Origin of the sequence: Aquilutibacter rugosus (assembly GCF_036541335.1) — a bacterium.
GTDB lineage: Bacteria > Pseudomonadota > Gammaproteobacteria > Xanthomonadales > Xanthomonadaceae > Aquilutibacter > Aquilutibacter rugosus.
This window is the reverse complement of sequence record NZ_JAZHBO010000002.1, coordinates 418,912-443,696: the sequence shown is the minus strand read 5'-3', so window position 1 is coordinate 443,696 and position 24,785 is coordinate 418,912. Positions and strand designations below refer to the sequence as shown.

The 24,785-nt window shown below is 59.2% G+C and carries 23 protein-coding genes and 1 other RNA gene; 11 read left to right on the top strand and 13 right to left on the bottom strand.

Annotated features, from left to right (window positions below; all coding sequences use genetic code 11):
* Positions 1 to 32 precede the first annotated feature (32 nt).
* The 3 genes from ssrA to V3390_RS07325 all read left to right on the top strand — a co-directional run bounded on the left by ssrA (position 33) and on the right by V3390_RS07325 (position 1,499).
* Positions 33 to 385, top strand: a transfer-messenger RNA (tmRNA) gene (ssrA, locus tag V3390_RS07335).
* Positions 386 to 664: 279 nt separating this feature from the next.
* Positions 665 to 856, top strand: coding sequence for a hypothetical protein (locus V3390_RS07330; RefSeq protein WP_331703963.1), 192 nt, complete (start codon positions 665 to 667; stop codon positions 854 to 856).
* 85 nt (positions 857 to 941) lie between these two features.
* The gene (locus V3390_RS07325) at positions 942 to 1,499 is read left to right on the top strand and encodes a manganese efflux pump MntP (protein ID WP_331703962.1); all 558 of its coding nucleotides are present in this window, start codon (positions 942 to 944) and stop codon (positions 1,497 to 1,499) included.
* Positions 1,500 to 1,556: 57 nt separating this feature from the next.
* Here the strand turns inward: V3390_RS07325 and V3390_RS07320 are convergent, their stop codons facing one another.
* From V3390_RS07320 to V3390_RS07280, 9 genes are all read right to left on the bottom strand, one after another.
* Positions 1,557 to 3,089 carry a catalase gene (locus tag V3390_RS07320; protein ID WP_331703961.1) on the bottom strand — a complete coding sequence of 511 codons (1,533 nt, stop codon included), beginning with the start codon at positions 3,087 to 3,089 and terminating at the stop codon, positions 1,557 to 1,559.
* 91 nt (positions 3,090 to 3,180) lie between these two features.
* Positions 3,181 to 4,065, bottom strand: a complete 885-nt coding sequence (locus V3390_RS07315; protein WP_331703960.1) for an EamA family transporter — start codon at positions 4,063 to 4,065, stop codon at positions 3,181 to 3,183.
* 94 nt (positions 4,066 to 4,159) lie between these two features.
* Complete coding sequence (locus V3390_RS07310; RefSeq protein WP_331703959.1) at positions 4,160 to 4,840, bottom strand: YiaD family glycine zipper/OmpA-like lipoprotein; 681 nt, start codon at positions 4,838 to 4,840, stop codon at positions 4,160 to 4,162.
* Positions 4,841 to 4,965: 125 nt separating this feature from the next.
* Positions 4,966 to 6,060, bottom strand: a complete 1,095-nt coding sequence (alr, locus tag V3390_RS07305; protein WP_331703958.1) for an alanine racemase — start codon at positions 6,058 to 6,060, stop codon at positions 4,966 to 4,968.
* A gap of 88 nt (positions 6,061 to 6,148) precedes the next feature.
* Entirely contained in the window at positions 6,149 to 7,582 is a 1,434-nt protein-coding gene (locus V3390_RS07300) for a replicative DNA helicase (RefSeq protein ID WP_331703957.1), read from the bottom strand.
* Between the two features lie 198 nt (positions 7,583 to 7,780).
* Positions 7,781 to 8,236 carry a 50S ribosomal protein L9 gene (gene rplI, locus V3390_RS07295; protein ID WP_331688656.1) on the bottom strand — a complete coding sequence of 152 codons (456 nt, stop codon included), beginning with the start codon at positions 8,234 to 8,236 and terminating at the stop codon, positions 7,781 to 7,783.
* Positions 8,237 to 8,261: 25 nt separating this feature from the next.
* Positions 8,262 to 8,492, bottom strand: a complete 231-nt coding sequence (gene rpsR / locus V3390_RS07290) for a 30S ribosomal protein S18 (RefSeq protein WP_331688655.1) — start codon at positions 8,490 to 8,492, stop codon at positions 8,262 to 8,264.
* Positions 8,493 to 8,530: 38 nt separating this feature from the next.
* Positions 8,531 to 8,968: a 30S ribosomal protein S6 gene (rpsF, locus tag V3390_RS07285; protein WP_331688654.1), complete on the bottom strand. Its 438-nt coding sequence runs from the start codon at positions 8,966 to 8,968 to the stop codon at positions 8,531 to 8,533.
* 150 nt (positions 8,969 to 9,118) lie between these two features.
* Entirely contained in the window at positions 9,119 to 9,496 is a 378-nt protein-coding gene (locus tag V3390_RS07280; RefSeq protein ID WP_331688653.1) for a HesB/IscA family protein, read from the bottom strand.
* 89 nt (positions 9,497 to 9,585) lie between these two features.
* Here V3390_RS07280 and asnS point away from each other — a divergent pair, with 89 nt between their 5' ends.
* The 8 genes from asnS to sbcB are packed head-to-tail and all read left to right on the top strand — an operon-like array spanning position 9,586 to position 16,901.
* Positions 9,586 to 10,986 carry an asparagine--tRNA ligase gene (gene asnS, locus V3390_RS07275; protein ID WP_331703956.1) on the top strand — a complete coding sequence of 467 codons (1,401 nt, stop codon included), beginning with the start codon at positions 9,586 to 9,588 and terminating at the stop codon, positions 10,984 to 10,986.
* A gap of 3 nt (positions 10,987 to 10,989) precedes the next feature.
* Positions 10,990 to 11,310: a hypothetical protein gene (locus tag V3390_RS07270; RefSeq protein WP_406805102.1), complete on the top strand. Its 321-nt coding sequence runs from the start codon at positions 10,990 to 10,992 to the stop codon at positions 11,308 to 11,310.
* A complete protein-coding gene (locus tag V3390_RS07265) occupies positions 11,307 to 11,618 on the top strand; it encodes a hypothetical protein (RefSeq protein WP_331703955.1) in 312 nt (103 codons plus the stop codon). Before V3390_RS07270 ends, V3390_RS07265 begins: the two co-directional genes overlap by 4 nt.
* Before the next feature lie 10 nt (positions 11,619 to 11,628).
* On the top strand, positions 11,629 to 12,303 hold the full coding sequence (gene can / locus V3390_RS07260; protein ID WP_331703954.1) for a carbonate dehydratase: 675 nt from the start codon (positions 11,629 to 11,631) through the stop codon (positions 12,301 to 12,303).
* A gap of 15 nt (positions 12,304 to 12,318) precedes the next feature.
* A complete protein-coding gene (locus tag V3390_RS07255) occupies positions 12,319 to 12,849 on the top strand; it encodes a 3-hydroxyanthranilate 3,4-dioxygenase (protein WP_331688649.1) in 531 nt (176 codons plus the stop codon).
* A 2-nt stretch (positions 12,850 to 12,851) separates the two neighbouring features.
* Positions 12,852 to 14,126 (top strand): kynureninase, encoded by a 1,275-nt coding sequence (gene kynU / locus V3390_RS07250; RefSeq protein ID WP_331703953.1) that lies wholly within the window; start codon positions 12,852 to 12,854, stop codon positions 14,124 to 14,126.
* Positions 14,119 to 15,501: an FAD-dependent oxidoreductase gene (locus tag V3390_RS07245; protein WP_331703952.1), complete on the top strand. Its 1,383-nt coding sequence runs from the start codon at positions 14,119 to 14,121 to the stop codon at positions 15,499 to 15,501. The genes kynU and V3390_RS07245 overlap by 8 nt, the downstream gene beginning before the upstream one ends.
* Entirely contained in the window at positions 15,498 to 16,901 is a 1,404-nt protein-coding gene (gene sbcB / locus V3390_RS07240; RefSeq protein ID WP_331703951.1) for an exodeoxyribonuclease I, read from the top strand. Before V3390_RS07245 ends, sbcB begins: the two co-directional genes overlap by 4 nt.
* Here sbcB and V3390_RS07235 read toward each other — a convergent pair.
* The 4 genes from V3390_RS07235 to V3390_RS07220 are packed head-to-tail and all read right to left on the bottom strand — an operon-like array spanning position 16,890 to position 24,688.
* A complete protein-coding gene (locus tag V3390_RS07235; RefSeq protein ID WP_331688645.1) occupies positions 16,890 to 17,795 on the bottom strand; it encodes a 5'-nucleotidase in 906 nt (301 codons plus the stop codon). The genes sbcB and V3390_RS07235 overlap by 12 nt on opposite strands.
* A gap of 3 nt (positions 17,796 to 17,798) precedes the next feature.
* Entirely contained in the window at positions 17,799 to 18,575 is a 777-nt protein-coding gene (locus tag V3390_RS07230; RefSeq protein WP_331688961.1) for an NAD kinase, read from the bottom strand.
* Positions 18,576 to 18,596: 21 nt separating this feature from the next.
* Positions 18,597 to 23,522, bottom strand: coding sequence for an NAD-glutamate dehydrogenase (locus V3390_RS07225; RefSeq protein ID WP_331688644.1), 4,926 nt, complete (start codon positions 23,520 to 23,522; stop codon positions 18,597 to 18,599).
* Positions 23,523 to 23,527: 5 nt separating this feature from the next.
* Positions 23,528 to 24,688 carry an acyl-CoA dehydrogenase family protein gene (locus V3390_RS07220; protein WP_331703950.1) on the bottom strand — a complete coding sequence of 387 codons (1,161 nt, stop codon included), beginning with the start codon at positions 24,686 to 24,688 and terminating at the stop codon, positions 23,528 to 23,530.
* Positions 24,689 to 24,785: the final 97 nt, after the last annotated feature.

Sequence of the window (24,785 nt, the reverse complement as noted above, 5' to 3'; positions counted from 1 at the left end):
GCGTCGTTACCTTTCCTGCCTCATCGGAATACGGGGGTGCACCTGGCTTCGACGAGGGTAGCAAAATCACTTGGCGCATGCCGTGGGGGTAACTGTCCACGTAAATCCAGTTGCAAACTTTAGTTGCCAACGACGACAACTACGCTTTAGCCGCTTAAGGCTATGCCCTGAAACAGCTTGTGTCCGTGCTCGCTGCGTAAGGTTATTATCACGGAATCGCTACAGCTTGCCACCTGTCGGTCTGTAGTTAACCTTTAACAGGGTGGTCCCGCAGTGCGCTTCGCTCATTGTGCTACTGCGGGGCGAGATCTAACAGTGAGATAAGCATGTAGTGCCGGGGATGGAGTGCCTTCGGACGGCGGTTCGATTCCGCCCACCTCCACCAATGACGAGGCCCCAACTGTTATCAGTTGGGGCTTTTTCTTGTCTATTTGTGCCAGTTCCCGCGCGTTATTGGGGGTTCCTGCGGACTTCGCTTCTCCTGATTCCAGCAATGCTAGCCGGCGGTGCCCTTTGGCCATCGCCAGTCGGATGGTGGTCGGTGCAAATAGGTGTCAGTTTGGAAGCAGGACACGCACAGCATTCCCGATCGGGAAATATCGCTTGCATGTGGATTGCCATCTGCTGCTTCCGACGGTCAACGAGAGGATGACGGCCATGGCGGATGAGCTGGCAGTCTGGCTTTTCGCAGATCGTGTCGGCGCGCAAGCTCCGGTCTGACCCGGGGCACAGTTTTGCTGGCAATGCCGTGGTTGAGCAAATCATTACCTTGATTGAACAACGCTGCGCTCTGACGATTCGGCGGCTCACCGACCCCGCCGCCGACAATGACGCATCCGTCGAACCCTCGGTCTGAACCGTCACGCCGACGCGAGAGTCGTTTGGGCGCTTGATTCACACGTCTTGCTAAAATAGCTACGACCCCATTTTGTGTGAATCCGATGAGTCTGATTGCCCTACTCGCCCTTGCCTTTGCCATGGCGGCCGATGCCTTTGCGGTGTCCGTGTCGCACGGGGCGCGTCTTAAGACCATGCGCTGGGGCGAAGCGACCCGCATTGCGATCGTGTTTGGCGCGATGCAGGGCCTAATGCCGCTGATCGGCTGGTATCTGGGCCGCGCTGCAGCGGTGTGGGTGGAGACCTGGGGCCGGTACATTGCCTTCGCCCTACTCGCCGGCGTGGCTCTGAAAATGCTCAAGGAAGCCCGCAGCGTGGGCGATGACGACGCCCTGGGTGGCGAAGATGGCCGCGTCTCCAACCTCGAGTTGCTGGTCGCGGGCGTCGCCACCAGCCTCGATGCCCTGGCGGCCGGTGTTGGCCTGGCCTTTGTGGACCTGTCCATTAGCCAGACCGCCGCAGTGATCGCCATCTGCACCTTTGTACTGTCCCTGCTGGGCGTCTGGCTCGGCCGACAGATCGGTACGCTGGTTGGCAAAGGCGCAGAGTACGCCGGCGCGATCATCCTACTGGTGCTGGCGGTGAGTTTTCTTCTGCGCTAACGAAATCGGCCGCTAATGCGGCCGATTTCTTTTTGCGACTGGTACAGGACCCGGGGATCAGTAATCCACATCCTCGGCGCCGGGTGTGGCGGTCGGATGATCGTTTGCCGGCGTCGGCAAATTGCCGGCAGCCAGACGGGCTAATGCATCCTGGATGCCGGCACCGTAAGCCGGATCGGCCTTCGTGCAGTTATCAATATGACGTTGCTTGATAAAATCCGGGGCATCGCCCAAGGCCCGTGCGGTGTTAAAGAACAGACGTTCCTTTTGCGCGTCGTTGTAGCTGCGGAACAGGGCGCCGGGTTGGGTGAAGTAGTCGGCATCGTCTTCGCGGAAGTTCCAGAAGTCGGCGTCGCCATTGATCCGCAGCGGCGGATCTTTGTACTCCGGCTGTTCCTGCCATTGCGAGAAACTGTTGGGCTCATAATGCGGCAGACCGCCGTAGTTGCCATCGGTGCGGCCTTGGCCATCGCGGTGATTGGTGTGCACCGGGCAGCGCGCGGCATTGACCGGGATCTGGTGGTGATTGACGCCCAGGCGATAGCGCTGTGCGTCGCCATAGGCAAACAGGCGGGCCTGCAGCATCTTGTCGGGCGAGACGCCAATACCGGGGACCAGATTGCTCGGAGCAAAGGCCGACTGTTCGACATCGGCAAAGAAGTTTTCAGGATTGCGGTTGAGTTCGAACTCGCCGACTTCGATCAGGGGGTAATCGCTCTTGGGCCACACCTTGGTCAAGTCGAACGGATGCACGCGATAGGTCTCTGCCTCCATCTCCGGCATCACCTGGATGTACATCTTCCACTTGGGATAGTCACCGCGATCAATCGAGTCGAGCAGATCGCGCTGATGGCTTTCGCGGTCGCCGGCGACAACGGCAGCAGCCTGCTCATCGGTAAAGGCCTCAATGCCCTGCTGCGAATGCATGTGGAACTTGATCCAGAAGCGTTCGCCCTGCGCATTGATGAAGCTATACGTGTGCGAGCCGAAGCCATGCATGTGACGGTACGTGCGCGGAATGCCACGATCGCTCATCACCACGGTCACTTGCAGCAGCGCCTCGGGCAACAGCGTCCAGAAATCCCAGTTGTTTTGCGCACTGCGCAGGTTGGAACGCGGATCGCGCTTGACGGCCTTGTTCAAATCGGGGAACTTGCGGGGATCGCGCAGAAAGAACACCGGCGTGTTGTTGCCGACGAGATCCCAGTTGCCTTCTTCTGTGTAGAACTTGAGGGCAAAACCACGGATGTCGCGTTCCGCATCGGCCGCGCCACGTTCGCCGGCCACCGTGGTGAAACGGGCAAACATTTCGGTCTGCTTGCCGACGGCCGAAAAGATCTTGGCCTTGGTATAGCGCGTGATGTCGTTGGTCACCGTAAACGTACCGAAGGCACCACTGCCCTTGGCGTGCATGCGGCGCTCCGGAATCACCTCGCGGTTGAGGTTGGCCAGCTTTTCGAGCAGCCAGACATCCTGCATCAGCAAGGGTCCGCGCGGACCTGCCGTCATGCTGTTCTGGTTATCAGGAACCGGGACACCGAATGCGGTGGTCAGATGCGTCACCGGACATTTTTTTGTCGAATCCGTCATGGCGGAAATCCTTTGAATGGGGTCCAGTGACGATAGCCCCAATTCATGACAACTACCAATGCATCCTTTTCATGGATTCAATAGCTAGGGCCTATTGCGGGGCCGCCGCCTCAATCTGATTGCGCGAGGTCAGAACGGCTCCGACACTGGCCGCCATGACCAGTGCAACCGCTACGATTTGCCGGCCGGTCAGAGTTTCGCCCAACGTCACCCAGCCGACCATAGCGGCCACTGCAGGTTCAATGGCTGCCAGCGTACCGAAGGCATACTTGGGCAGCCGCTTGATGGCAAAGAACTCCAAGGTGTACGGGATGGCGCTGGACACGATGCCAACCAGCAGACCAATCGCCAGCACGTTCGGCGTGAACAACTTGGTCCCGGCCGCAGCCCAGCCAATCGGTGCGATCAGCAAGGTCGCAACGCCCAGACCCAACGGCAACAGCTGGCCACTTGGCAGGTGTTGGGCGCCCTTCCCGATCACAATGTACAGGCCCCAGCAGATGGCGGCGCTGAACGCCCACATCATGCCGCCGGGATCGAGCTGGCCTGCCTGCGGGACGCTGGCCAGGGGCAACAGCAAGGCCAAACCGCCCGCTGCTACTAGTACCCAGACCACGTTACTCAGGCGCTGACTCGACAGGAACGCGACACCCAGCGGACCGATCAGTTCAATCGCCACCGCCAGACCGAACGGAATGGTGCGAATGGCTTGGTAGAACATCCAGTTCATGAGTCCGAGCACACTGCCGTACAGCACGATGCGCGGCCAGTCGGCACGCTGCGGCCAACCGTAGCGCCACGGACGCCACACAATGCACAGCACGATGGCACTGAAGCCGACACGCAAGGCCGTCGTGCCTGAGGGTTCAATGATCGGAAACAGTTGCTTGGCCACCGTCGAGCCCAGGCAAAGGCTGAGGATGGCGCCAAGCATGGCCGCTACGGGCAGGAGAATCGGAAAACGGTTCGATGACATGTCAGACAGTGTAGCGGGCCACAACGAAAAGCGCCCCGAAGGGGCGCCTTTCTGTAGCGTTGGCACCGAATCCCTGGCGCCGTCGATCAATCGATTACTGGGTAACCGGAACGATCGTGATTTCAACGCGACGGTTTTGGGCGCGACCGGCTTCCGAATCGTTCGAAGCGATCGGATACGACTCGCCCAGGCCCTTGATGACCATGCGGTTCGAAGCGACACCCTTAGAGGTCAGGTACGAAGCGACGGCATTGGCGCGACGTTCCGACAGAGCTTGGTTGTACGAATCGGTACCCGTGCTGTCGGTGAAACCGGCAACTTGGATCACGGTTTGGTTGTATTCGTTCAAGGTCGAAGCAACCTCACCCAGGGTGCCGTAGAACTGTGGCTTGACGTTCGACTGGTCGTGGTCAAAGGTCACGTTGCCCGGCATGTTCAGGGTGATGTTGTCGCCGTCACGGACAACCTGGACGCCCGAACCGGCCAGACGGTCACGCAGAGCGCGTTCCTGACGGTCCTGGTAGTTGCCGATGGCACCACCGGCCAAACCGCCAACACCGGCGCCAACCAGCGCACGTTGACGACGTTCAACGGCATCGTCACCCGTCAGGACACCGGCGACGGCGCCAACCAGACCGCCGATCACGGCGCCCTTGGTGGTCTTGGAGGTACCGGCTTGGCCGTCGGGGCCCATGTAACCGGTGGTTGCACAACCGGTAGCCAATACGCCAACCAGCGAGGCGGTCATAACCGACTTGATCATCATTGCTTTCATTGTCTCGTCCTTTAATTTGTTGAGGCGAAGTGTGAATCGCAAGTTGAGTGTATAAAGGCGAAACTGAACGGTGGCGTGATGAAATTTAGACGGTTAAGCGTGATGATCTTAATGTGAAGAGGACCTTACGCGTCCGTGAAGAGAACGCGCCGCGTAATGGAGCAGGTCAAGTCGTAACCGATCGTGCCGGCATGACGTGCAACCTCTTCGACCGGCAAGTCGCCGCCCCACAAGGTGACACTCGCTCCAACCTCTGCGCCTTGAATATTGCGCAGATCAATGGTCGTCAAGTCCATGGAGACGCGACCGATGATTTGCGTGCGTTGGCCGTTGACCAGCACCGGTGTGCCCTCCTCGACGATGCGCGGATAGCCGTCGGCATAACCGACTGCAGCCACACCCACCAACATGTTCTCCGGGCAACGGAAGCGTTCGGAATAACCCACCGTTTCGCCCTGTTGAATTGAATTGACGGCAATTAACCGCGTATGCAGTGTCATCGCAGGGCGCAGTCCGAAATCGGCGCCGCACTTGCCTTCGACCACGGTCTGACCGTACAGGGCCCCACCGGCTCGCACCCAATTGCGATGCGTCTGCGGAAAGCCGAAAATCGCCGCGGAATTAGCGGTTGTGCGTTCAATGCTCATGCCATGTGTGGCGGCATCAAAGGCCTGCAGTTGCTGCAAGGTCTTTGGGTTCTCGAACTCATCACTCGAGGCGAAATGGTTGATGGCACGAATCTCGCCGACTAAACCCTGCTGCTGCAGACGTTGCAGTCGCGCATAGGCGCCGGCTACCTTGTCGGGCACAAAGCCAAGGCGATGCATGCCGCTATCGACCTTGAGCCACACATCGAGTGCCTGCGCCCCGTTCCATTGCGGTGCTGCGGCCTCGAGAATTTCGAGCTGAAACTCATGGTGGATGGCCGTGTCACCGGCCAAGTCGCGCAGCTTGGGCAAGTCGGCCGGTTCATCGAAACCGGAAAGAATCAGTACGCGATTGCCAAGACCGATTGCGCGCAAGCGCTCGAGATCGCCGAGGGCGGCAACGCCAAAGGCATCGGCATCGCGCAGGACGCCGGCGACTCGCTCCAGGCCGTGGCCATAGGCATCGGCCTTGACGACGGCCATGACATTGGCGCCGGCAGCGGCCTTGCGGATGTGTTGTAGGTTATGCCGCAGCGCGGCGTGGTGAATCGTAGCAGTGGTCGGTCTGGACATACCGATAGTTTAAGACGCTGAAACGCGATTGGAAACGCAACATGCGGTGTTTGCATGTTGACCGGCCGGTCTTGTGCTTGCCCTTGCCCTACTCGTAATCGGCGTCGTAGACGCCCTCGGCATCGCGGGCGAGATTGTCAAAGCGCGTGTACTCACCGAAGAACCGCAGACGACAGGTACCCGTAGGACCACTACGCTGCTTGCCGATGATGATCTCGGCAATGCCTTTGGCAGCGGTATTTTCCTTGTGGTAGTACTCATCGCGGTAGATAAAGACAATCATGTCGGCGTCTTGTTCGATAGCGCCCGATTCACGCAAGTCGGCCATTTGCGGGCGCTTGTCAGTACGCGTTTCGAGTGAGCGATTGAGCTGCGACAGCGCGATCACCGGCACGTTGAGCTCTTTGGCCAGGCCTTTAAGCGAACGGGAAATCTCGGAGATTTCCGTAGCGCGGTTTTCGTTGTTGCCCGGCACCGACATGAGCTGCAGGTAGTCGATCACAATCAGACCGAGCTCGCCGTTCTGCTCACGCTTGAGGCGACGGGCCTTGGCGGCCAGCTTGGTTGGGCTCAGACCGGGCTCATCGTCAATAAAGATTTTGCCGGCCGAGGAATTGAGTTGCTTGATGGCAAGCGACACGCGCGGCCAGTCCATGTCCTCGAGCTGGCCCGTACGCAGACGTTGCGCATCAATGCGACCCACGCTCGAAATCAGACGCATTGCCAACTGCGACGCCGACATTTCCATGGAGTACACCGCGACATTGACCGGCTTGTCAGGATTGAGCGCCGCATGCTGCGCAATATTCAGCGCGAACGCCGTCTTGCCCATAGCTGGCCTTGCCGCCAGGATCACCAGGTCGGTCTTTTGCAGACCCGCCGTGAGATTGTCAAAATCCACGTAGCCGGTCGGCAAGCCGGTAATACCGCCGCCATTTTCGGCCCGTTCGTTGAGCATGGCGAAGGCATCGGCCAGCGCGTCATTGATATTGGTGAAGTCGGCTTTGCCCAGCGAACGCGTCTCGGCGATGCGTAGAACCTCGGCCTCGGCCTCGGCCAGGATGTCACGGCTGGCACGGCCATCGGGCTGGAAGCCCTTATTGATGATGGAGGTACCCACATCAATCATTTGGCGCAGGATGGCCTTGTCACGCACGATCGATGCGTACTGCTTGATATTGGCAGCGCTTGGCGTGGTGGTGGCGAGCTCGGTGAGATAGGCACCGTTGGCCACCAGATCGCCCTGTCCACGCGACTTGAGCAAGTTGCCGACCGTGATCAGGTCGGTGGGTTGCTGGGCGGAATTGAGCGACTCAATGGCCTCAAAAATGACCTGATGCTCGCGACGGTAAAAATCCTCGGAGCTGACCTCACTGGTGATGTCATCAAACGCGCGCGGCGACAGCAGCAAGCCGCCGAGCACAGCCTGTTCCGCCTCTACCGATTGCGGGGGGACCCGCAACTCCGAAATTTTGGAATCGGCCGGTACGGTGGAGCTAAAGCGTTTGGGTTCAGTGGGCATGAGATTCTGACAGAAGGGGCCGCGATATGCGGATCGCGTTCAACGAAGTCTTTACTGGAATTATCTTAGGCGCTTTTCTCACCCGGTGATACGCACAACCCTGTGGATAAGCTTGGGAAAACCGACGACGAAAAAAAACCGCAGCCGAAGCTGCGGTTCTCTATTACGGTGCCGGGATTGTTCCCGCGCGGTGTCGGATCAGACCGCTGCTTCAGGAGCAACAGTAACCTTAACCGTGGTTTCGGCATCGGGGCCGAGGTGCAGCGTGATGTCGTATTCGCCGACGTGACGGATCGGGCCTTCGCCCATGATCACTTCGGACTTGGCGACCTTGTGACCTTGCTTGGTCAGCGCGTCGGCGATATCGCGGTTGGTGATGGAGCCGTACAGCTTGCCTTCGGTGGCAGCGTTGGCATACATCGTGATGGCGACGTCTTGCAGTTGGCCCAGACGGCTTTGTGCTTCGGTAGCAATGGCTTGAGCCTTGGCTTCGTACTCGGCGCGACGGCTGTCGAACTCGGCCAGGTTAGCAGCGGTGGCCGGAACGGCCTTGCCTTGCGGAACCAGGAAGTTGCGGCCGAAACCGGGCTTGACATCGACGGTATCGCCCAGGTTACCGAGCTTGCCGATCTTTTGCAGAAGAATGAGTTTCATGAATTAGATCTCCACCAATCCTGGATTAAACGTCGTGGCTGTCGGTATACGGCAGCAGGGCCAGGAAACGGGCGCGCTTGACGGCCGTTGCCAGTTGGCGCTGGTACTTGGACTTGGTGCCGGTGACGCGGCTCGGCACGATCTTGCCGGTTTCGGTCAGGTATTGGCGCAGGGTGTTGAGATCCTTGTAATCGATCTCTTTGATGCCTTCTGCAGTGAACTTGCAGAACTTGCGGCGGCGGAAGAACTTGGACATTGTCGTATTCCTAATCTGGTCGGTATGCGGGGCGCGAATCAGGCCTGTTCGGCAACTGTTTCGGCATCAGCCACGTTGGTGTCGGCATCGGTATCAGCGCCGAACTCTTCGTTGTCACGGCGACGCGGACCGCGTTCCGGCTTGGCGTCCTTTTCATCCTTGAACTTCATGATGAAGGACTGTTCGGTATCGGCACCGTCACGCTTGATGATCAGGTGACGCAGGATGGCATCGTTGAAGCGGAAGCCATCAACCAGGTCGTTCAGCGACTCTTGGCTGCATTCGATGTTGATCAGCACGTAATGTGCCTTGACCAGGTTGTTGATCGAGTAAGCAAGTTGGCGACGACCCCAGTCTTCGAGACGGTGGATCTTGCCTTGGCCGCCCTCGATCAGCGTCTTGTAACGCTCGATCATGGCGGGTACTTGTTCGGACTGATCCGGATGGACCAGGAACACGATTTCGTAATGACGCATTGTGATTTCCTTTTGGATTGAACGGCCGCCGAAGGAATCCGCGACCGGTAAAAGCCCCCGTTCTGCAGACGACCCAATGGGCCGACGCCGACGTGGAGCAAGGTCAAACGACCCAGTCGGGCCGTGTGAGTTGGATATTATGACGGAAAATCAAAGACTTGGCAAGGAATGCACAGGCAGGTCCGGAACCACCGTTGTGGTGAAACTTTCACCACAGCCGCAGGCCTCCAGGGCTTGCGGATTGCGGAACACGAACTGATCACCCAGCTTGGCGCGGATTACGTCAATTTCGGTGCCATCCACAATGGGCAGGCTCTCGGCATCGACCAGCACGGTCACCCCCAGCGACTCGAACCGGTGGTCATCGGCCGCGGAATCAGTGGCCAGGTCTGCAAAGTGCTGCCAGCCGGAGCAGCCGGTTCGTTTCACGCCAAAACGCAGCCCAATGCCCGGCTCGCCTTTGGCGGCAGCTTGGCTCATAAAGTGGCGAACGCGATCGGCGGCAGCAGTGGTCAGTTGAATCGACATGCACCCATTATAGCGGGCCTAGCTGGCTAGCCTGTAAACTAACGGATTAAATGTTGCCAAGTGGCAAGGTTTCATTCGGGAAGGATTCAATGACGGTTTTAAGTGTGCAAGAGGCCCTAAGCGGCAAAGTCGCCGCCGGCGGTGAAGTATCAGTTCGCGGCTGGGTCCGCACCCGTCGGGATGCCAAGAACGGCCTGAGCTTTATTCACATCAGCGACGGCTCCTGCTTCCATCCCATTCAGGCCGTGCTGACCGATGCACTGCCCAACTACGAATCCGAAGCGCGCCGCCTCACTGCAGGTTGCGCCGTGATTGCCACGGGCACGCTGGTGCCGTCGCAGGGCAAGGGTCAGGCCTTCGAAATTCAGGCGACTCAACTTGAGGTCGTCGGCTGGGTTGACGATCCTGAAACCTATCCGATTCAACCCAAGGCGCACTCGCTCGAGTTCCTGCGCGAGGTGGCTCACTTACGTCCGCGTACTAACCTGTTCGGCGCCGTAACGCGAATCCGCGACTGTCTGGCCAAGGCCGTTCATCGTTACTTCCACGAGAACGGTTACTTCTGGATCAGCACGCCGATCATCACCACCTCCGATGCCGAGGGTGCGGGCCAAATGTTCCGCGTATCCACCTTGGACATGGTCAACGCCCCGCGTCTGCCGGACGGCTCCGTCGATTACTCGCGGGACTTCTTCGGTAAGGAAACGTTTCTGACGGTGTCGGGTCAGCTCAACGTCGAAGCGTATGCGCTGTCGATGAGCAAGGTCTACACCTTTGGTCCGACCTTCCGTGCCGAGCAGTCGCACACCACGCGTCACTTGGCCGAGTTCTGGATGGTCGAACCGGAAATTGCGTTTGCCGATCTGGCCGAGTTGGCCTCAGTCTCCGAAGACTTCCTGAAGTATCTGTTCCGTGCGGTGCTCAATGAGCGCGCTGACGACATGGCCTTCATCGCCGAACGCGTCGAGAAGGATGCGGTTGACCGTCTGGAACGCTTCGTCAATGCGCCGTTTGAACGTATCGAGTATTCCGATGCCATCGAACTGCTGAGAAAGGCCGATCAGTCCTTTGAATTCCCGGTCGAATGGGGTCTGGATCTGCAGACCGAACACGAACGCTGGTTGACCGAACAGCACGTCGGTCGCCCGGTGGTCGTGACCAACTATCCGGAGCACATCAAGGCTTTCTACATGCGCCTCAATGACGATGGCAAGACCGTTGCCGCCATGGACGTGCTGGCTCCCGGCATTGGCGAAATCATCGGCGGTTCTCAACGCGAGGAGCGCCTCGATCAGCTCGATACGCGCATGGTGCAGTTCGGTCTGGATCCGGCACATTACAGCTGGTATCGCGATTTCCGCCGTTACGGTAGCGTGCCGCACGGCGGCTTCGGTCTTGGCTTTGAGCGTCTGGTGGTTTACGTCTGTGGTCTGTCCAACATCCGTGATGCCATCGCCTACCCGCGTGCACCCGGCAACGCGGAGTACTAATCAATGGAAACGACGTTCTCGACTCATGATCTGATGCTGACGCTGGCGCTGACGTTCATTGCGCTGGCAATTGCAGGTTGTACGGCATTGGCCATCTTCTGGCCGCTGAGCAAAGTGCATCTGCGCGATCGCCATCCCAACTGGAAAGCAGATCTGGGCAAGGGCAATCAGTGGACTTGGTTTTTGTTTGGCCGCTACGCGCAACTGAAAGACAACAACCTCAACGGTTTGGCTCGCCCGGCGCAGGTTGCGCTGTGGACCATCATTACCGGTCTGGGCGGTGCTTGGGTGTTGTGGCTACTGTCGGAGTACTTCTTCAAATGAGTGATGCGTTTGACTGGTGGCTGACTGCATTGGGTCGCAATGTGCTGTGGTGCGGGCTGCGTGAATTGCCTGCCGGCACCGCGCAGGTTCTGGACACCGACGGCAACCTCCTACCCTACGATTCCACAGATACCGCACGTGCTGCGCTGATGGATGCCGGGTACGTCCAACTCGACGGACTGGATGAGGACGATGCCCGCAACTTTGGTGTAGATCTGTCCGAACTGCAGCCGCCGCAAGGCAACGATCCCGCCCTATTGCACGACCAGTTGCTGCAGCGACTGCCGGCAGTCCGCCCTAATCACTGAGGAACTACGCTTGTCTGATCTCGCCCACCTGCTGGAACGTAACCGCGAATGGGCCGAACGGCTGGAGCGTGAGGACCCGGGGTTTTTCAATTCGCTTTCGCAACAGCAGTCCCCCGAGTTTCTCTGGATTGGCTGCTCGGACTCGCGTGTGCCCGCCAATCAGATCATTGACATGGCCCCCGGCGAGGTCTTCGTCCATCGCAATATCGCCAACGTGGTCTCGCACTCCGATCTGAACTGTCTGTCAGTTCTGCAGTTCGCGGTTGATTTGCTCAAGGTCAAGCACGTACTGGTCGTTGGCCACTACGGATGCAGCGGTGTTGAGGCCGCGCTCAATAATCGCCGGGTCGGCCTGGCCGATAACTGGTTGCGCCATGTGGTGGACTTGCGCGATCAGCATGCCGATCTGTTTCACGACCGCCCCGAACTGACCCCTGCACTGCGCCACGATCTGTTGTGTGAGCTCAACGCACTCGAGCAAGCCGCCAATGTGGCACAGACTACGGTTGTCACTGATGCATGGGAACGTGGCCAATACCTGACGATTCATGCCTGGGTGTACTCCCTGAGCAACGGTCGTGTCACCGATCTGCAGCTGAGCTGCAATTCGCCCGCCACGCTGGAAGCCAGCTATAGACGCGCTCTGCAAGGCATCCGCAATCGTTCATTGCAAACCGGAAAATAATCAGGAGTACGCTGTATGCGTTTAAATCCGATCGAACTGCAAGCCTGGGTCGACGAACATCGGGCACTGCTCAAACCGCCGGTGGGCAACAAAGTCATCTGGTCCGAAGATTTCATCGTGATGGTGGTCGGCGGACCCAACTCGCGCACCGACTATCACTACGACTTGGGTGCTGAGCTGTTTTATCAGCTTGAGGGCGAAATGATTCTGCGTGTGCAGGATCAGGGACAAGTGAAAGAAATTCCGCTCCGTGCCGGTGAGATGTATCTACTGGCTCCGGAGATCCCCCACTCGCCGCAGCGCCTTCCGAATTCGGTCGGTCTGGTGATCGAGCGTCGTCGTCGGCCCGAAGAAAATGACGGCCTGCAGTGGTACTGCCCTAACTGCAATCACCGCCTGTTTGAAAAGTATTTCCATCTGCACAACATCGAGACGGATTTTCCGCCGATTTTCGATGAGTTCTACAGTTCGCTGAGCCATCGCACCTGCCCGCAATGCGGCACCGTGCATCCTGCGCCTGATCATTACCAAATGCCGGATACCTGAGCATGCTCGATAATCTGTTTGACGCCAACGCGGTCGCCGAACTGGACCGTCAATTCGCCGACGTGACTCGCCGCGATGCATTCCGCATCCCGCAGCACGATGGTGCGGATATGGCATATTTCGTCGGCAATTCGCTGGGCCTGCAGCCGGTCCGTGCGGCTGACACGGTCAACGAAATTCTCGGCAAGTGGGCCGACCTGGGTGTCGACGGTCACTTCACCGGTGAGACGCAGTGGCTGACGTATCACCGGCTAGTACGTGATGGCGTGGCCCGCTTAGTCGGCGCGGAACCATCCGAGGTCGTTGCGATGAATACGCTGACGGTCAATCTGCACTTGCTGATGGCGAGCTTCTTTAAGCCGACTAATGAACGCAGGGCGATTCTGATCGAAAAAGGTGCCTTTCCTACGGATTCCTACGTGGTGCAATCGCAACTCGAGTTCCACGGCCTGGATCCGGTGCACGATCTGATCGAAGTCGAGCCCGCTGCCGACGGTTGGTTCAGTGATGAGGTCATTCGCAATGCCATTGCCGACAATGCCGATCGTCTGGCCCTGGTGCTGTGGCCCGGCGTGCAGTATCGCAGCGGTCAGGTCTTTGATCTCAAGGCGATTGCCGCTTGGGCCCATGAGGCCGGTGCCATGGTGGGCTTTGACTGTGCGCACTCCATTGGCAATGTGACGATGAATCTGCACGATGCCGACGCCGACTTTGCGGTCTGGTGCCACTACAAGTACGTCAACTCGGGTCCCGGTGCTGTGGCCGGTGCCTTTGTGCATTCCAAGCACGGCAACGGTTCCGATCGGCCGCGCTTGGCCGGCTGGTGGGGCAATCGGCAGGACACGCGCTTTAAGATGGCCTCGCATTTTGAACCGGCGCAAGGCGCCGAGGCGTGGCAGCTGAGCAATCCGCCGGTGCTGGCAATGGCGCCGTTGCGCGCCTCTCTGGAGCTGTTTGACAGCGTGCCGGCAGATCGCCGCTATGCGTACGCGCGCTCCATGACCGACTATCTGTTTGCGCTGGTAGATCGTCATTTTGCCGACACCATTGAAGCCGTTACCCCGCGCGAACCCGAGCGCCGCGGTTGTCAGGTGTCCCTGCGGATCCGCGCGGGTCGCGACAAGGGCCGTGAGCTGTTCTCGTTCCTGGAATCGCGTGGCGTGCTGGGCGACTGGCGCGAGCCCGACGTCATCCGCATTGCACCGGTGCCGCTGTACAACACCCATCAGGATGTATTGCGCTTGGCCAATACGTTAACCGAGTGGTGCAATGGTTGATTCCGTAGTGGCCGATCGCGGCGACATCACAATTATTGGGGCCGGCTTGGCCGGAGCGCTGTTGGGTGCGCTGCTTGCACGTCAGGGTTTTAAGGTTCGCATCCACGAGAAACGTGGCGATCCGCGCGTCGAAGAATACGAAGGTGGCCGCTCCATCAACTTGGCATTGGCCGAACGCGGCTACCATGCCTTGCGTCTGGCCGGCGCCGACGATGAAGTCATCGACCAATGTGTAATGATGCGTGGCCGCATGGTGCATAACCGCAACGGCACGCATAGCTTTTTGCGATACGGCAAGGACGATACCGAAGTCATCTGGTCCGTACACCGTGGCGACCTCAATTCCATTCTGCTGAACTTTGCGGCCGATGCGGGCGTCGAGATTTATTTTCACCACGAGCTGCAGACTGTCGATTTCGACTCGCGTCGTATTCGACTGCTGACGCCTGATGGCCCGTTAGAGGAATCCTTTACGTCATTGATCGGTGCCGATGGCGCCGGCTCGGCCTTGCGTCGCGCGATGGCAGATCGGGACCCGCAACAGTTCACCGCCAGTACTGAGTTTCTGGGGCACGGCTACAAAGAGCTCGAGATTCCGCCCTTTGACAACAGTGGCGATTTCTCGCTCGAGCCCAACGCTTTGCACATCTGGCCGCGTGGCACCTACATGTGCATCGCGCTGCCAAACGATGAAAAGACCTTTACCGTCACGTTGTTTTTGCCCAACGAGGGCTCGCCGAGCTTTGCGGAACTGCAGACCGGTGAAGAGGCTCGCGCCTTCTTTGATCGTGAGTTTCAGTCCGCCTCGATCCACATTGACGATCTGGAATACGACTGGGAGCACAACCCGGTTGGCGTTCTGGGCACGCTGTATCTGGATCATTGGGCGATGGATGACCGTGCCGTCCTGCTCGGCGATGCCGCTCACGCCATGGTCCCGTTTCATGGTCAGGGCATGAATGCCGCCTTCGAAGACTGTGTCGCCCTAGCCCGTCATCTCGGCGCGCAGAGCGATCGTGCCGCGGCGTTCAGGGCCTTCCAGGAGGAACGCTTGCCGAACGCACGTGCCATTCAGCAGATGGCGCTGGATAACTATCTGGAGATGCGCGACAAGGTCGACGATCCGCTGTTCCTGCTGCAGCGCGAACTGGAAATTGAACTGTCGGCGCGTCACCCCGAGCGTTTTCTGCCGCACTACACGATGGTCACCTTTCGACTGATGCCCTACCGCGAGGCCTACGAGCGCACGCTCGCGCAAAATGGGATTCTCGATGAACTGACTCGCGACATCGACAGCGCGGATCAGGTCGACTGGGATCGTGCCGCCGCTCTGGTTAGCGAACGCTTGCCGCTCTTTACCGACGTAACTGCGTGAGTTTTCTCTTTTACGATCTCGAGACCTTCGGAATCAATCCGCAATGGCATCGGATCGCGCAGTTTGCGGCCATCCGCACCGATGACGATCTCAACGACACCGGTGAGACGCACGATCTGCTGATCCGTCCGGCGACCGATTGTCTGCCCTCGCCTATGGCTTGCGCAATCACACGCACTAGCCCGTGGCAACATTGGGAGCACGGCCTCCCCGAGGCCGAGGCGGCTCTGCACATTGCCGATGCCATGGCGGTCGCCAACACTTGCAGTCTTGGTCATAACACCTACGGCTTTGACGATGGCATGGTCCGCAACCTGCTGTATCGCAACTTTCTGCCGATCTACGACCGCGAATGGCGCAACGGCAACACGCGCTTCGATACGATCAACGCGCTGCGCGCGGCCTATGCGCTGCGTCCCGACGGCATCGAATGGCCAAGCAATGCCGATGGCAATGTCCATTTCCGGCTCGAAGCGCTGGCCGAGGCCAATGACGTCCGTGTCGGTGATGCGCACGAAGCGCTGTCCGATGTCAGGGCCACCATCGGCATGGCGCGTCTCTTGCGTAAGAGCCAGCCGCGTCTGTGGGACTACCTGCTGACCCTGCGCAACAAACATAAAGTGCGCGAGTTGCTCAGCGGCGAACCGCCGGAGATTCTGGTCGGTATTCAGGGCCAGTTCGGCTTGCGCAGCTTCTCCGCCGCCCCATTGCTGCCTCTGTTTGCCGATGAGAGCGACGCCAACAAATACTACGTGCTGAATCTGCATGAGGATCCGGCCGAGCTGATGGCGTGGATCCAAGCGCCAAAAGATTTACCATGGCCGCGGATGCTGCGGCGCCTTTCGATCAACGAAGCACCGCCGCTATTCCCCTTACGCCAAACGCGTGATGACGAACTGCAGCGATTGGGTTGGTACCGTGCTGCGATATCTGCAAGCGCTGCGCAGCTGAGCGCCGACCTCGATACGAATGCGCTGTTTATGGCGTTGCGCGCCGTGCGACGCGGCTTCGATCCTGTAGACGATGTGGATGGCGCCATATTCGCGGGATTCTTTACACCGCCCGCCGAAGCTTTTCGGAGCAAGGTCCGACGCACGCCACCCGATCAGCTCGGCACGCTACCGGACAGCTCGGAGCTCGATCCACGCTTGCCGACTTTGCTGTTCCGCTTTCGGGCTCGCAATTACCCCGACACGCTATCTGCATCGGAACGTGAGCAGTGGCTCGCCCATTGCCGCAAGAATCTGCTCGACCCCGAATCCCCGGTTGGTCATGCCAAATTCGTGCAGGAGCTTACTGAAGCTCGCACTCAGTTTGCCGACGATGCGGAAGTTCAGCGCGTACTGGACGAAACGGAGCGCTTTGCCGAGATGCTGCTGGAACTGGTCTCAGGCGTTTGAGACGCCATGGGGCACATGCCCTGCCGCCACGTGATCGCGGGCCGAATCAATGTTGTGCATCGAGTCGTCGAAGAAAATATCGGCGCCAAAGGCTTCAAGGAACGGTCCTTTTGCACGACCTCCCAGGAACATCGCCTCGTCGAGCCGGATATTCCAGTCGCGCAAGGTGCGAATAACGCGCTCATGCGCCGGGATCGAACGCGCCGTCACCAAGGCTGTACGGATCGGTGACTGCTCACCCGTCGGAAACGCCTGCTGCAAGCGATGCAATGCATCGAGGAAGCCACGGAACGGCCCGCCACTTAGCGGTTGTTCGCGGTGATCCATCTCGAACCGCGTAAAGGCCTCCAGGCCCTCCTGCCGCGAAACGCGCTCACTCTCGTCACCGAACAGAACGGCATCGCCATCGAACGCGATCCGCAGCTGATCGTGCCGCGACTGATTGGGGCCTCCGGGCAAGAGCGTTGCCGCTGCGACACCGGCCTCGAGTGCGTTGCGTACATCCTCGCCATTGGCACTAAGGAACAGATCGCAACCGAATGGCTTGATATAGGGAAACGGCGCCGCGCCATTACTGAACGCCGCTCGCTTAATGTTGAGGCCGTGATGCGCAATCGAGTTAAAGATGCGCATACCGGTATCGGCAGAATTGCGGGAGATTAGGATGATCTCGACGTGTGGCGCCTCGGCCGGCGCGCCCTCGTTCAGAGCCAGCAACTTACGCACCAGCGGAAACGCCACCCCGGGCTGCAGCACCACCTCTTCCTGGCTGCGCTGGTGATCGAGGTAGGCATCAATGCCATCGCGCTCGAACAGCGCGTGACTCTCTTCAAGGTCAAAAAGTGTGCGCGAAGAAATCGCAACAATTAACGGGTCGGCATCACGGTCCGGCATTGGTCAACCTGAAGTGAACTGTTCGGCGAGGATGCGTTCCTCGAGATTGTGACCGCGATCAAACAGCAGCGTGACGCCATAGGCATCGCCGGCCTCACGAATGCTCACTTCGGTCACGTTACGCACCTCGTGCGAGTCGGCGGTTGCGCTGACCGGGCGTTTTAGGCCATCTAACACGCGAAAACGGATTTCCGTATCGGCACGCAACACCGCACCGCGCCAGCGACGCGGACGGAACGGAGCAATCGGTGTGAGCGCCAGAGTCTGACTATCGAGCGGCAGAATGGGACCGCCGGCACTGAAGTTGTACGCCGTGGAGCCGGCAGGTGCCGAGACCATGACGCCGTCGCAGATCAGTTCCTCAAGCCGTTCCTTACCATTGAGCACGATGGCAATGTGGGCGGCCTGACGCGTCTGCCGCAGCAGGCTGACCTCATTAAAGGCCAAGGTCCGCACGGAACTGCCCGACTCGCTGGTGGCGATCATTTCGAGTGGGCGCAGACGGGCGGGCTCGGCCTGTGCCAGACGATCGAGCAGACCATCTAACTCCTGATGATTCATCAGAAAACCGACGGTGCCCAGCTTCATGCCGTAAAACGGCTTGCCCAACTCGCCAAAGCGATGCAAGGTCTGCAGCATAAAGCCATCGCCGCCTAAGGCAACGATCAGATCGGCATCAGCGACTTCATGTTGGCCGTGTGCAGCGACCAACGCCGAAAGCGCGCTCTGCGCTTCCGGCGTCGGACTGGCTACAAAGGCAAGTTTGGCATGAGCTGGAATCATGCCCCCAGTGTATAGCCCTTAGCCTTGGCTAGCCAACAGGGCCAGGCGACGTGCTGCCACCGACAAGGTCGGATAGTCGAGCGATTTCTGTGCACTCAACTCGGTCAGCATGCTTTGCGTGAACCGCCAGCTCGCATCATCACGTGCAAGCCATTCGGCGACCTTGGCAGCCGGCGTCTTGCGACCACCCTTGCCGAAGATCTGCAGTGCCAGAGTGCGCTGCTGGGTACCCAGCTCGTCACGCAAAGCCCCCGAGGCCAGAGCCTGCCAACGGCCCTCGACCTTGATCTGATCGATCTGTGTGTACAGCCAGGGGATCTGTAGACCGGCACCCAAGGCGAAGTAGCCTTCGGCCACTTGCACGATGTCCTGGCGCACAGTCTTGGCGATGTCGGCGATGTCGAATGCAAAGACGATCAACGGCAAAACGGCGAGTTCGGAGGCCAGTGCCTCGGGGACCTTACGCTGCTGCCACTGCGCTGCGCTATCGGCGATTTCCTTCTTGCGCTGCGGATTGACGACCTTGGCCAGATTCCTGTGCAGGATGGCCAGGTCTTCGCCGTACAGAGCAATGCCCTCTGCCACGCCCGGAACAGCGCCCGGACGTTGCAGCAACCAACGGCTCAGCGTACGCAGTGCATTCCAGATGCTGTAGAGCGCATCAATTTGCGTGGATTCGGGCACTTTGCCGTCGAGCGCATCGATCTGACGCCACAAGGCGCGGGCACCAATGACTTCGCGGGCAACGGTGAATGCGCGGGTAATCTCAGCCGGCGTGCGGCCCGTGTCTTCCTGCATGCGCAGGATAAACGTGGCACCCATGCGGTTGATGGTGGAGTTGGTCACCATCGTCGCAATGATTTCGCGTTTCAGGCGATGGCCTTGCATCTCCTTGGCGTACTTGCGACGCAGCGGTTCCGGGAAGTAGCTGATCAGTTCGCCGGCAAAGTAGCTGTCTTCGGGAATATCCGATTGCAGCAGTTGCTCGAACAACACCAGCTTGCTATAGGACAGCAGCACCGACAGTTCCGGACGGGTCAGGCCCGCACCGCGTTGGCCGCGCTCCTCGAGCTCGGCGTCCGACGGCAAAAACTCGATCTGACGATCCAGCAAGCCTTGCGACTCCAGCGTTTGAATAAAGTGCTTCTTGGCACCCAGACGGAAGGTGCTCATGTGCGCCATCAGACTGATCGCCTGGTTCTGGCGGTAGTTATCCACCAGTACCAGTTGGGCAACTTCATCGGTCATGGCAGCCAACAGCTTGTTGCGTGCAGGCAGGGTCAGCGACTTGGCCTTGACCGCAGCATTGAGCAGGATCTTGATGTTGACTTCGTGGTCCGAGGTATCCACGCCGGCCGAGTTATCAATGAAGTCGGTATTGAGCAAGGCGCCGTGCTGCGCAGCCTCGATACGGCCGTTCTGGGTTAGACCCAGGTTGCCGCCCTCGCCGACGATCTTGCAGCGCAAGTCCTTACCGTTGACGCGGATCGCGTTATTGGCGCGGTCCCCGACGTCCTCATTGGATTCGAACGTTGCCTTGACATAAGTACCGATACCGCCGTTCCACAGCAGATCCACCGGTGCCTTGAGGATGGCGGTCATCAGCTCGTTCGGGCTCATGGCAGTGACATCATCGGCCAGGCCGAGTGCACCGCGCATTTCCGGCGAGATGGCCACGGACTTGGCCGAACGCGGGAACACCCCGCCACCCTTGCTAATGAGCTTGGTGTCGTAATCGGCCCAGCTCGAGCGCGGCAGATCAAACAGGCGCTGACGTTCCTTGAACGAGGTAGCCGAGTTCGGGTTCGGATCGACAAAGATGTGGCGGTGATCGAATGCGGCCACCAGGCGGATGTGTTTGCTCAGCAGCATGCCATTGCCGAACACGTCACCCGACATGTCGCCGACGCCGACCGCCGTGAAGTCAGTGGTCTGACTGTCAACGCCGATCGAGCGGAAGTGCCGCTTGACGGACTCCCATGCACCGCGAGCGGTGATGCCCATACCCTTATGGTCATAACCAACTGAGCCGCCCGATGCAAAGGCATCATCCAACCAGAAGCCATGCGCCTGGGCAATGCCGTTGGCCGTATCCGAGAACGTGGCCGTGCCCTTGTCGGCCGCGACCACCAGGTACGGATCATCGCCATCGTGACGAACGACTTGCTTCGGCGGCACGATCTTGTTGTCGACCAGGTTATCGGTGATATCCAACAGGCCATTGATAAAACGCTTGTAGCAAGCGACGCCTTCGTTGAACCACGCATCACGGTCTACGGCCGGATCCGGCAATTGCTTGCAGAAGAAGCCGCCCTTGGAACCGACCGGCACGATGACTGTGTTCTTGACCATCTGTGCCTTGACCAGACCCAGCACTTCGGTGCGGAAGTCTTCGCGACGATCCGACCAGCGCAAGCCACCACGCGCCACGGGACCGAAGCGCAAGTGAACGCCTTCGACACGTGGGCCGTAGACGAAAATTTCGCGGTACGGACGCGGCTTGGGCAGATCCGGCACGGCAGCACTATAAAACTTGAAGCTGACGTAATCGGCCGGGCCGCCATCGGCACGCAGACCGTTTTCACGTTCCATGTAATAGCTGGTGCGCAAGGTAGCGCCGATGACGCCCATGAAGGCGCGCAGAATGCGGTCTTCATCGAGCGCTGTGACGCGGTCCAGCAGACCGATCAGCGTGTCCTGGGCGGCCTTGATCTGCACATCGCGCTTGCCGCTACGGGCACCGAGCACAGGCTCAATGGCTGCCAGAACCGATGCATCACTACCGGCCAGCGTTTGCACCTGTGCCTTGAACAGATCGGCACCGGCCTTAATTTCGGCCTTGGATTCCGAACCGGTACGCGGATCGAAACGGGCTTCGAAAAGCTCGACGAGCATCCGGGTCAGCAGCGGATAGCGGTTAAGCGTCTGCTCCATGTAGCTTTGAGAGAACGGCACACCGGTCTGCAGCAAGTACTTGCAGTAAGCGCGCAGCATTGCCACCTGCTTCCAGCTCAAACCTGCAGCCAGAATCAGACGGTTAAAAGTATCGCTCTCGGCGTCGCCGTTCCAGACCTTAACGAAGGCCTCTTCGAAGTTGGCACGATTGGCGGCCACGTCGAGATCCTTGCCGGACAGCTCGACTTCAAAGTCCTGGATGTAGGCCGTGCCGCCCGGCGTATCGAGACGGTGCGGGTTTTCGGCAATGACGCGCAGGCCCATGTTTTCCATGACCGGCAGGGCATCGGACAGTGCGACATCCTCGCCCAGACGATAGAACTTGAGGCGCAGGCTGCCATCGGAATCACGCGGAGCCAGCGTCAGGCGCAGATCTTCGGGATCGACCAGCCGTGACAGCTGGATGACATCTTCGGCTGCGGCATCACCGCCGTAGCTTTCAATGTAGCTCTGCGGCAGCGAACGACCGAAGCGGTGATTGAGATCCATCGCTTCGGTTTCGTCGAGGCGTGCCGACAGCGACTCGCGCAGGACATCGTTCCAGTTACGGACGATTTCGATGATGCGGGCCTCGAGTTCGGCGGTGTCCACATCGCGCACATCGCCGGACGGCGGACGCACCATCAGGTGCAGTTGGGCCATGGGCGATTCGCTCAGATAGACCCACGAATCGACGTGATCGCCGTTGAGTGCATCTTTGAGCAGGGACTCGATACGGAGTCGGACTTCGGTATTGAAGCGATCGCGCGGGATATAAATCAGGGCCGAGAAAAAGCGACCATAGGTATCACGACGCAGGAACAGCTTGCTGCGAACGCGCTCCTGCAGACCGAGAATGCCGCGCCCCATATTCAGGAGTTCCTTTTCGCCCAACTGAAACAGCTCATCGCGCGGTAGCGTTTCCAGAATGTGGCGCAGTGCCTTGCCGTTGTGACTATTGGGCGCCAGGCCCGACTTGTCCACCACGTATTCGTAGCGTTGACGGACGATCGGAATATCCCACGGACGCGTGGTGTACACATTAGAGGTGTACAGACCGACAAAGCGCTGCTCGCGGACCGGCGTGCCCTTGGCATCGAACTCGAGCACACCGATGTAATCCAGGTAGCCCGGACGATGCACGGTAGAGCGGCCGTTGGTCTTGGTCAGAATCAGCGATTGCACGGCGCCCGATTGCGGCATCAGGTGCGCGGCCAGGCTGGTCATCTTGCGCGACTCACCCGACGACTTGCGCATCAGGCCCAGGCCGGTGCCTTCGACCGGCTTGAGCACATCGGATTTGCCCTTAATTTCACGGTAGTACTCACGGTAACCCATGAGAATGAAATTATCCGCGGCGGCCCAGTTGAGGAAATCCTGCGCTTCCTGCAGACCGGCAGCGGAAATCGTCTTGCCGGGCTGACGCGAGCCGACGGCCATTGCGGTTTCCTGCATCTTGTCGCGCAGGGCGCGCCAATCATTGACCACCAGACGCACATCCTGCAGTGCACCTTGGATGGCTTTTTCGATCTCACGCATTTCCGACGGGGTTTGGCGATCGATCTCCAGATGCATCACCGACTCTTCGTTACCCTCACCGACTGCCTTCAGGTTGCCTTTGGCATCGCGCGAGAAGCGCACCACCGGGTGACCCAGCACGTGAATGCCGACACCCAGGTTGGCCAAGGTCATGCTGACGGTGTCCACCAGGAACGGCATATCGTCATTGACGATCTGCAGAACGGTATGCGGCGAATTCCAGCCATTAGCCTTGCTGTCGGTGTTGAACACACGAACGGCCGGCACACCCTTTTTGCGGGTGGATGCAAACTGCAGGAACTCGGCAGCCAGTGCGGCCCAGCCTTCGGCGTTATGTACCGGTGCCTCGTCCTCTTCGAGACGATGGTAGAAGGCCTTGGCGAAGGCCTGCGCCTGAGCGACGCGAGTCTTAGGCAGAGTGGACTTGAGGGAGTTGAGGATCGGAGTCAGTGATACGTGGATCGAAGCCATGATTATCAGCGCAGTCCTGTTTCGTTACGGGCGATCACGAGGCGTTGGATCTCGGAGGTGCCTTCGTAGATTTCGGTAATTTTGGCATCACGGAAGTAACGCTCGAGAGGCATTTCCTTGGAGTAACCCATACCACCGTGAATCTGCACGGCCTGATGGGCGATCCACATCGCCGCTTCGGAAGCGGTCAACTTGGCGATGGCAGCCTCGTTGCTGAACTTGGCACCGCCCTGGTCGAACTGACCCTTTTGCCAGGCAGCACGCAGCGTCAGCAGCGTGGCGGCATCGAGCTTGCACTTCATGTCGGCGATCTTGGCTTGCGTCATTTGGAAGGTACCGATCGGCGCACCGAAGGCCTGACGTTCGCGCACGTATTCCAAGGTCTTTTCGTAAGCGGCACGGGCGATACCGATGGCTTGCGAGGCAATACCGATACGGCCGGCATCCAGCACCGTCATGGCGATTTTGAAGCCCTCGCCTTCCTTACCGAGCACGTCATCGGCCGAGGCAACGTAGTCCGCAAATTCAATTTCGCAGGTGGCCGAGGCACGGATGCCGAGCTTGGGTTCCGTCTTGCCCTTGTGGAAACCGGGCTTGGACGTGTCAATCATGAAAGCCGTAATGCCGCGCGCGCCGGCCGTCGGATCGGTCAAGGCGAACAGCACAATATATTTAGCAACCGGACCCGAAGTGATCCACGACTTCTTGCCGTTGATGACCCAGGTGCCATCTTCGCGCTTGACGGCTTTGCAGCGCATCGCGGTGGCATCGCTGCCTGACTGCGGTTCGGTCAGTGCAAAGGCACCGATCTCACGACCTTCGGCAATGGCACGCACGTAGAGTTGCTTTTGCTCCTCGGTGCCGTACTTAAGGATGCCGTTGCAGAACAGCGAATTGTTGACGGACATGATGGTGGAATGCGCTGCATCTGCGGCTGCAATTTCGATCATGGCCAGCACATAGCTGATCGGATCCATGCCGGCGCCGCCGTATTCGGCCGGGACTTCAATACCCATCAGGCCGTTTTCGCCGAGGGTGCGGATGTTGTCGAGGGGGAACTCGCCGGTGGCATCGTGGTGCTCTGCACTGGGCGCAATCTTGTCCTGTGCAATGCGACGTGCAACGTCTTGAATCATCAGTTGCTCTTCAGTCAGCTTAAAGTCCACGCGACGAATCTCCTTCAGTCAATGTACTGAGTTGTTGAAGCGCCCATTGTAACCCTGATGCCGTATTGGTTTGTTTCGATACGTTGACGAACACTGC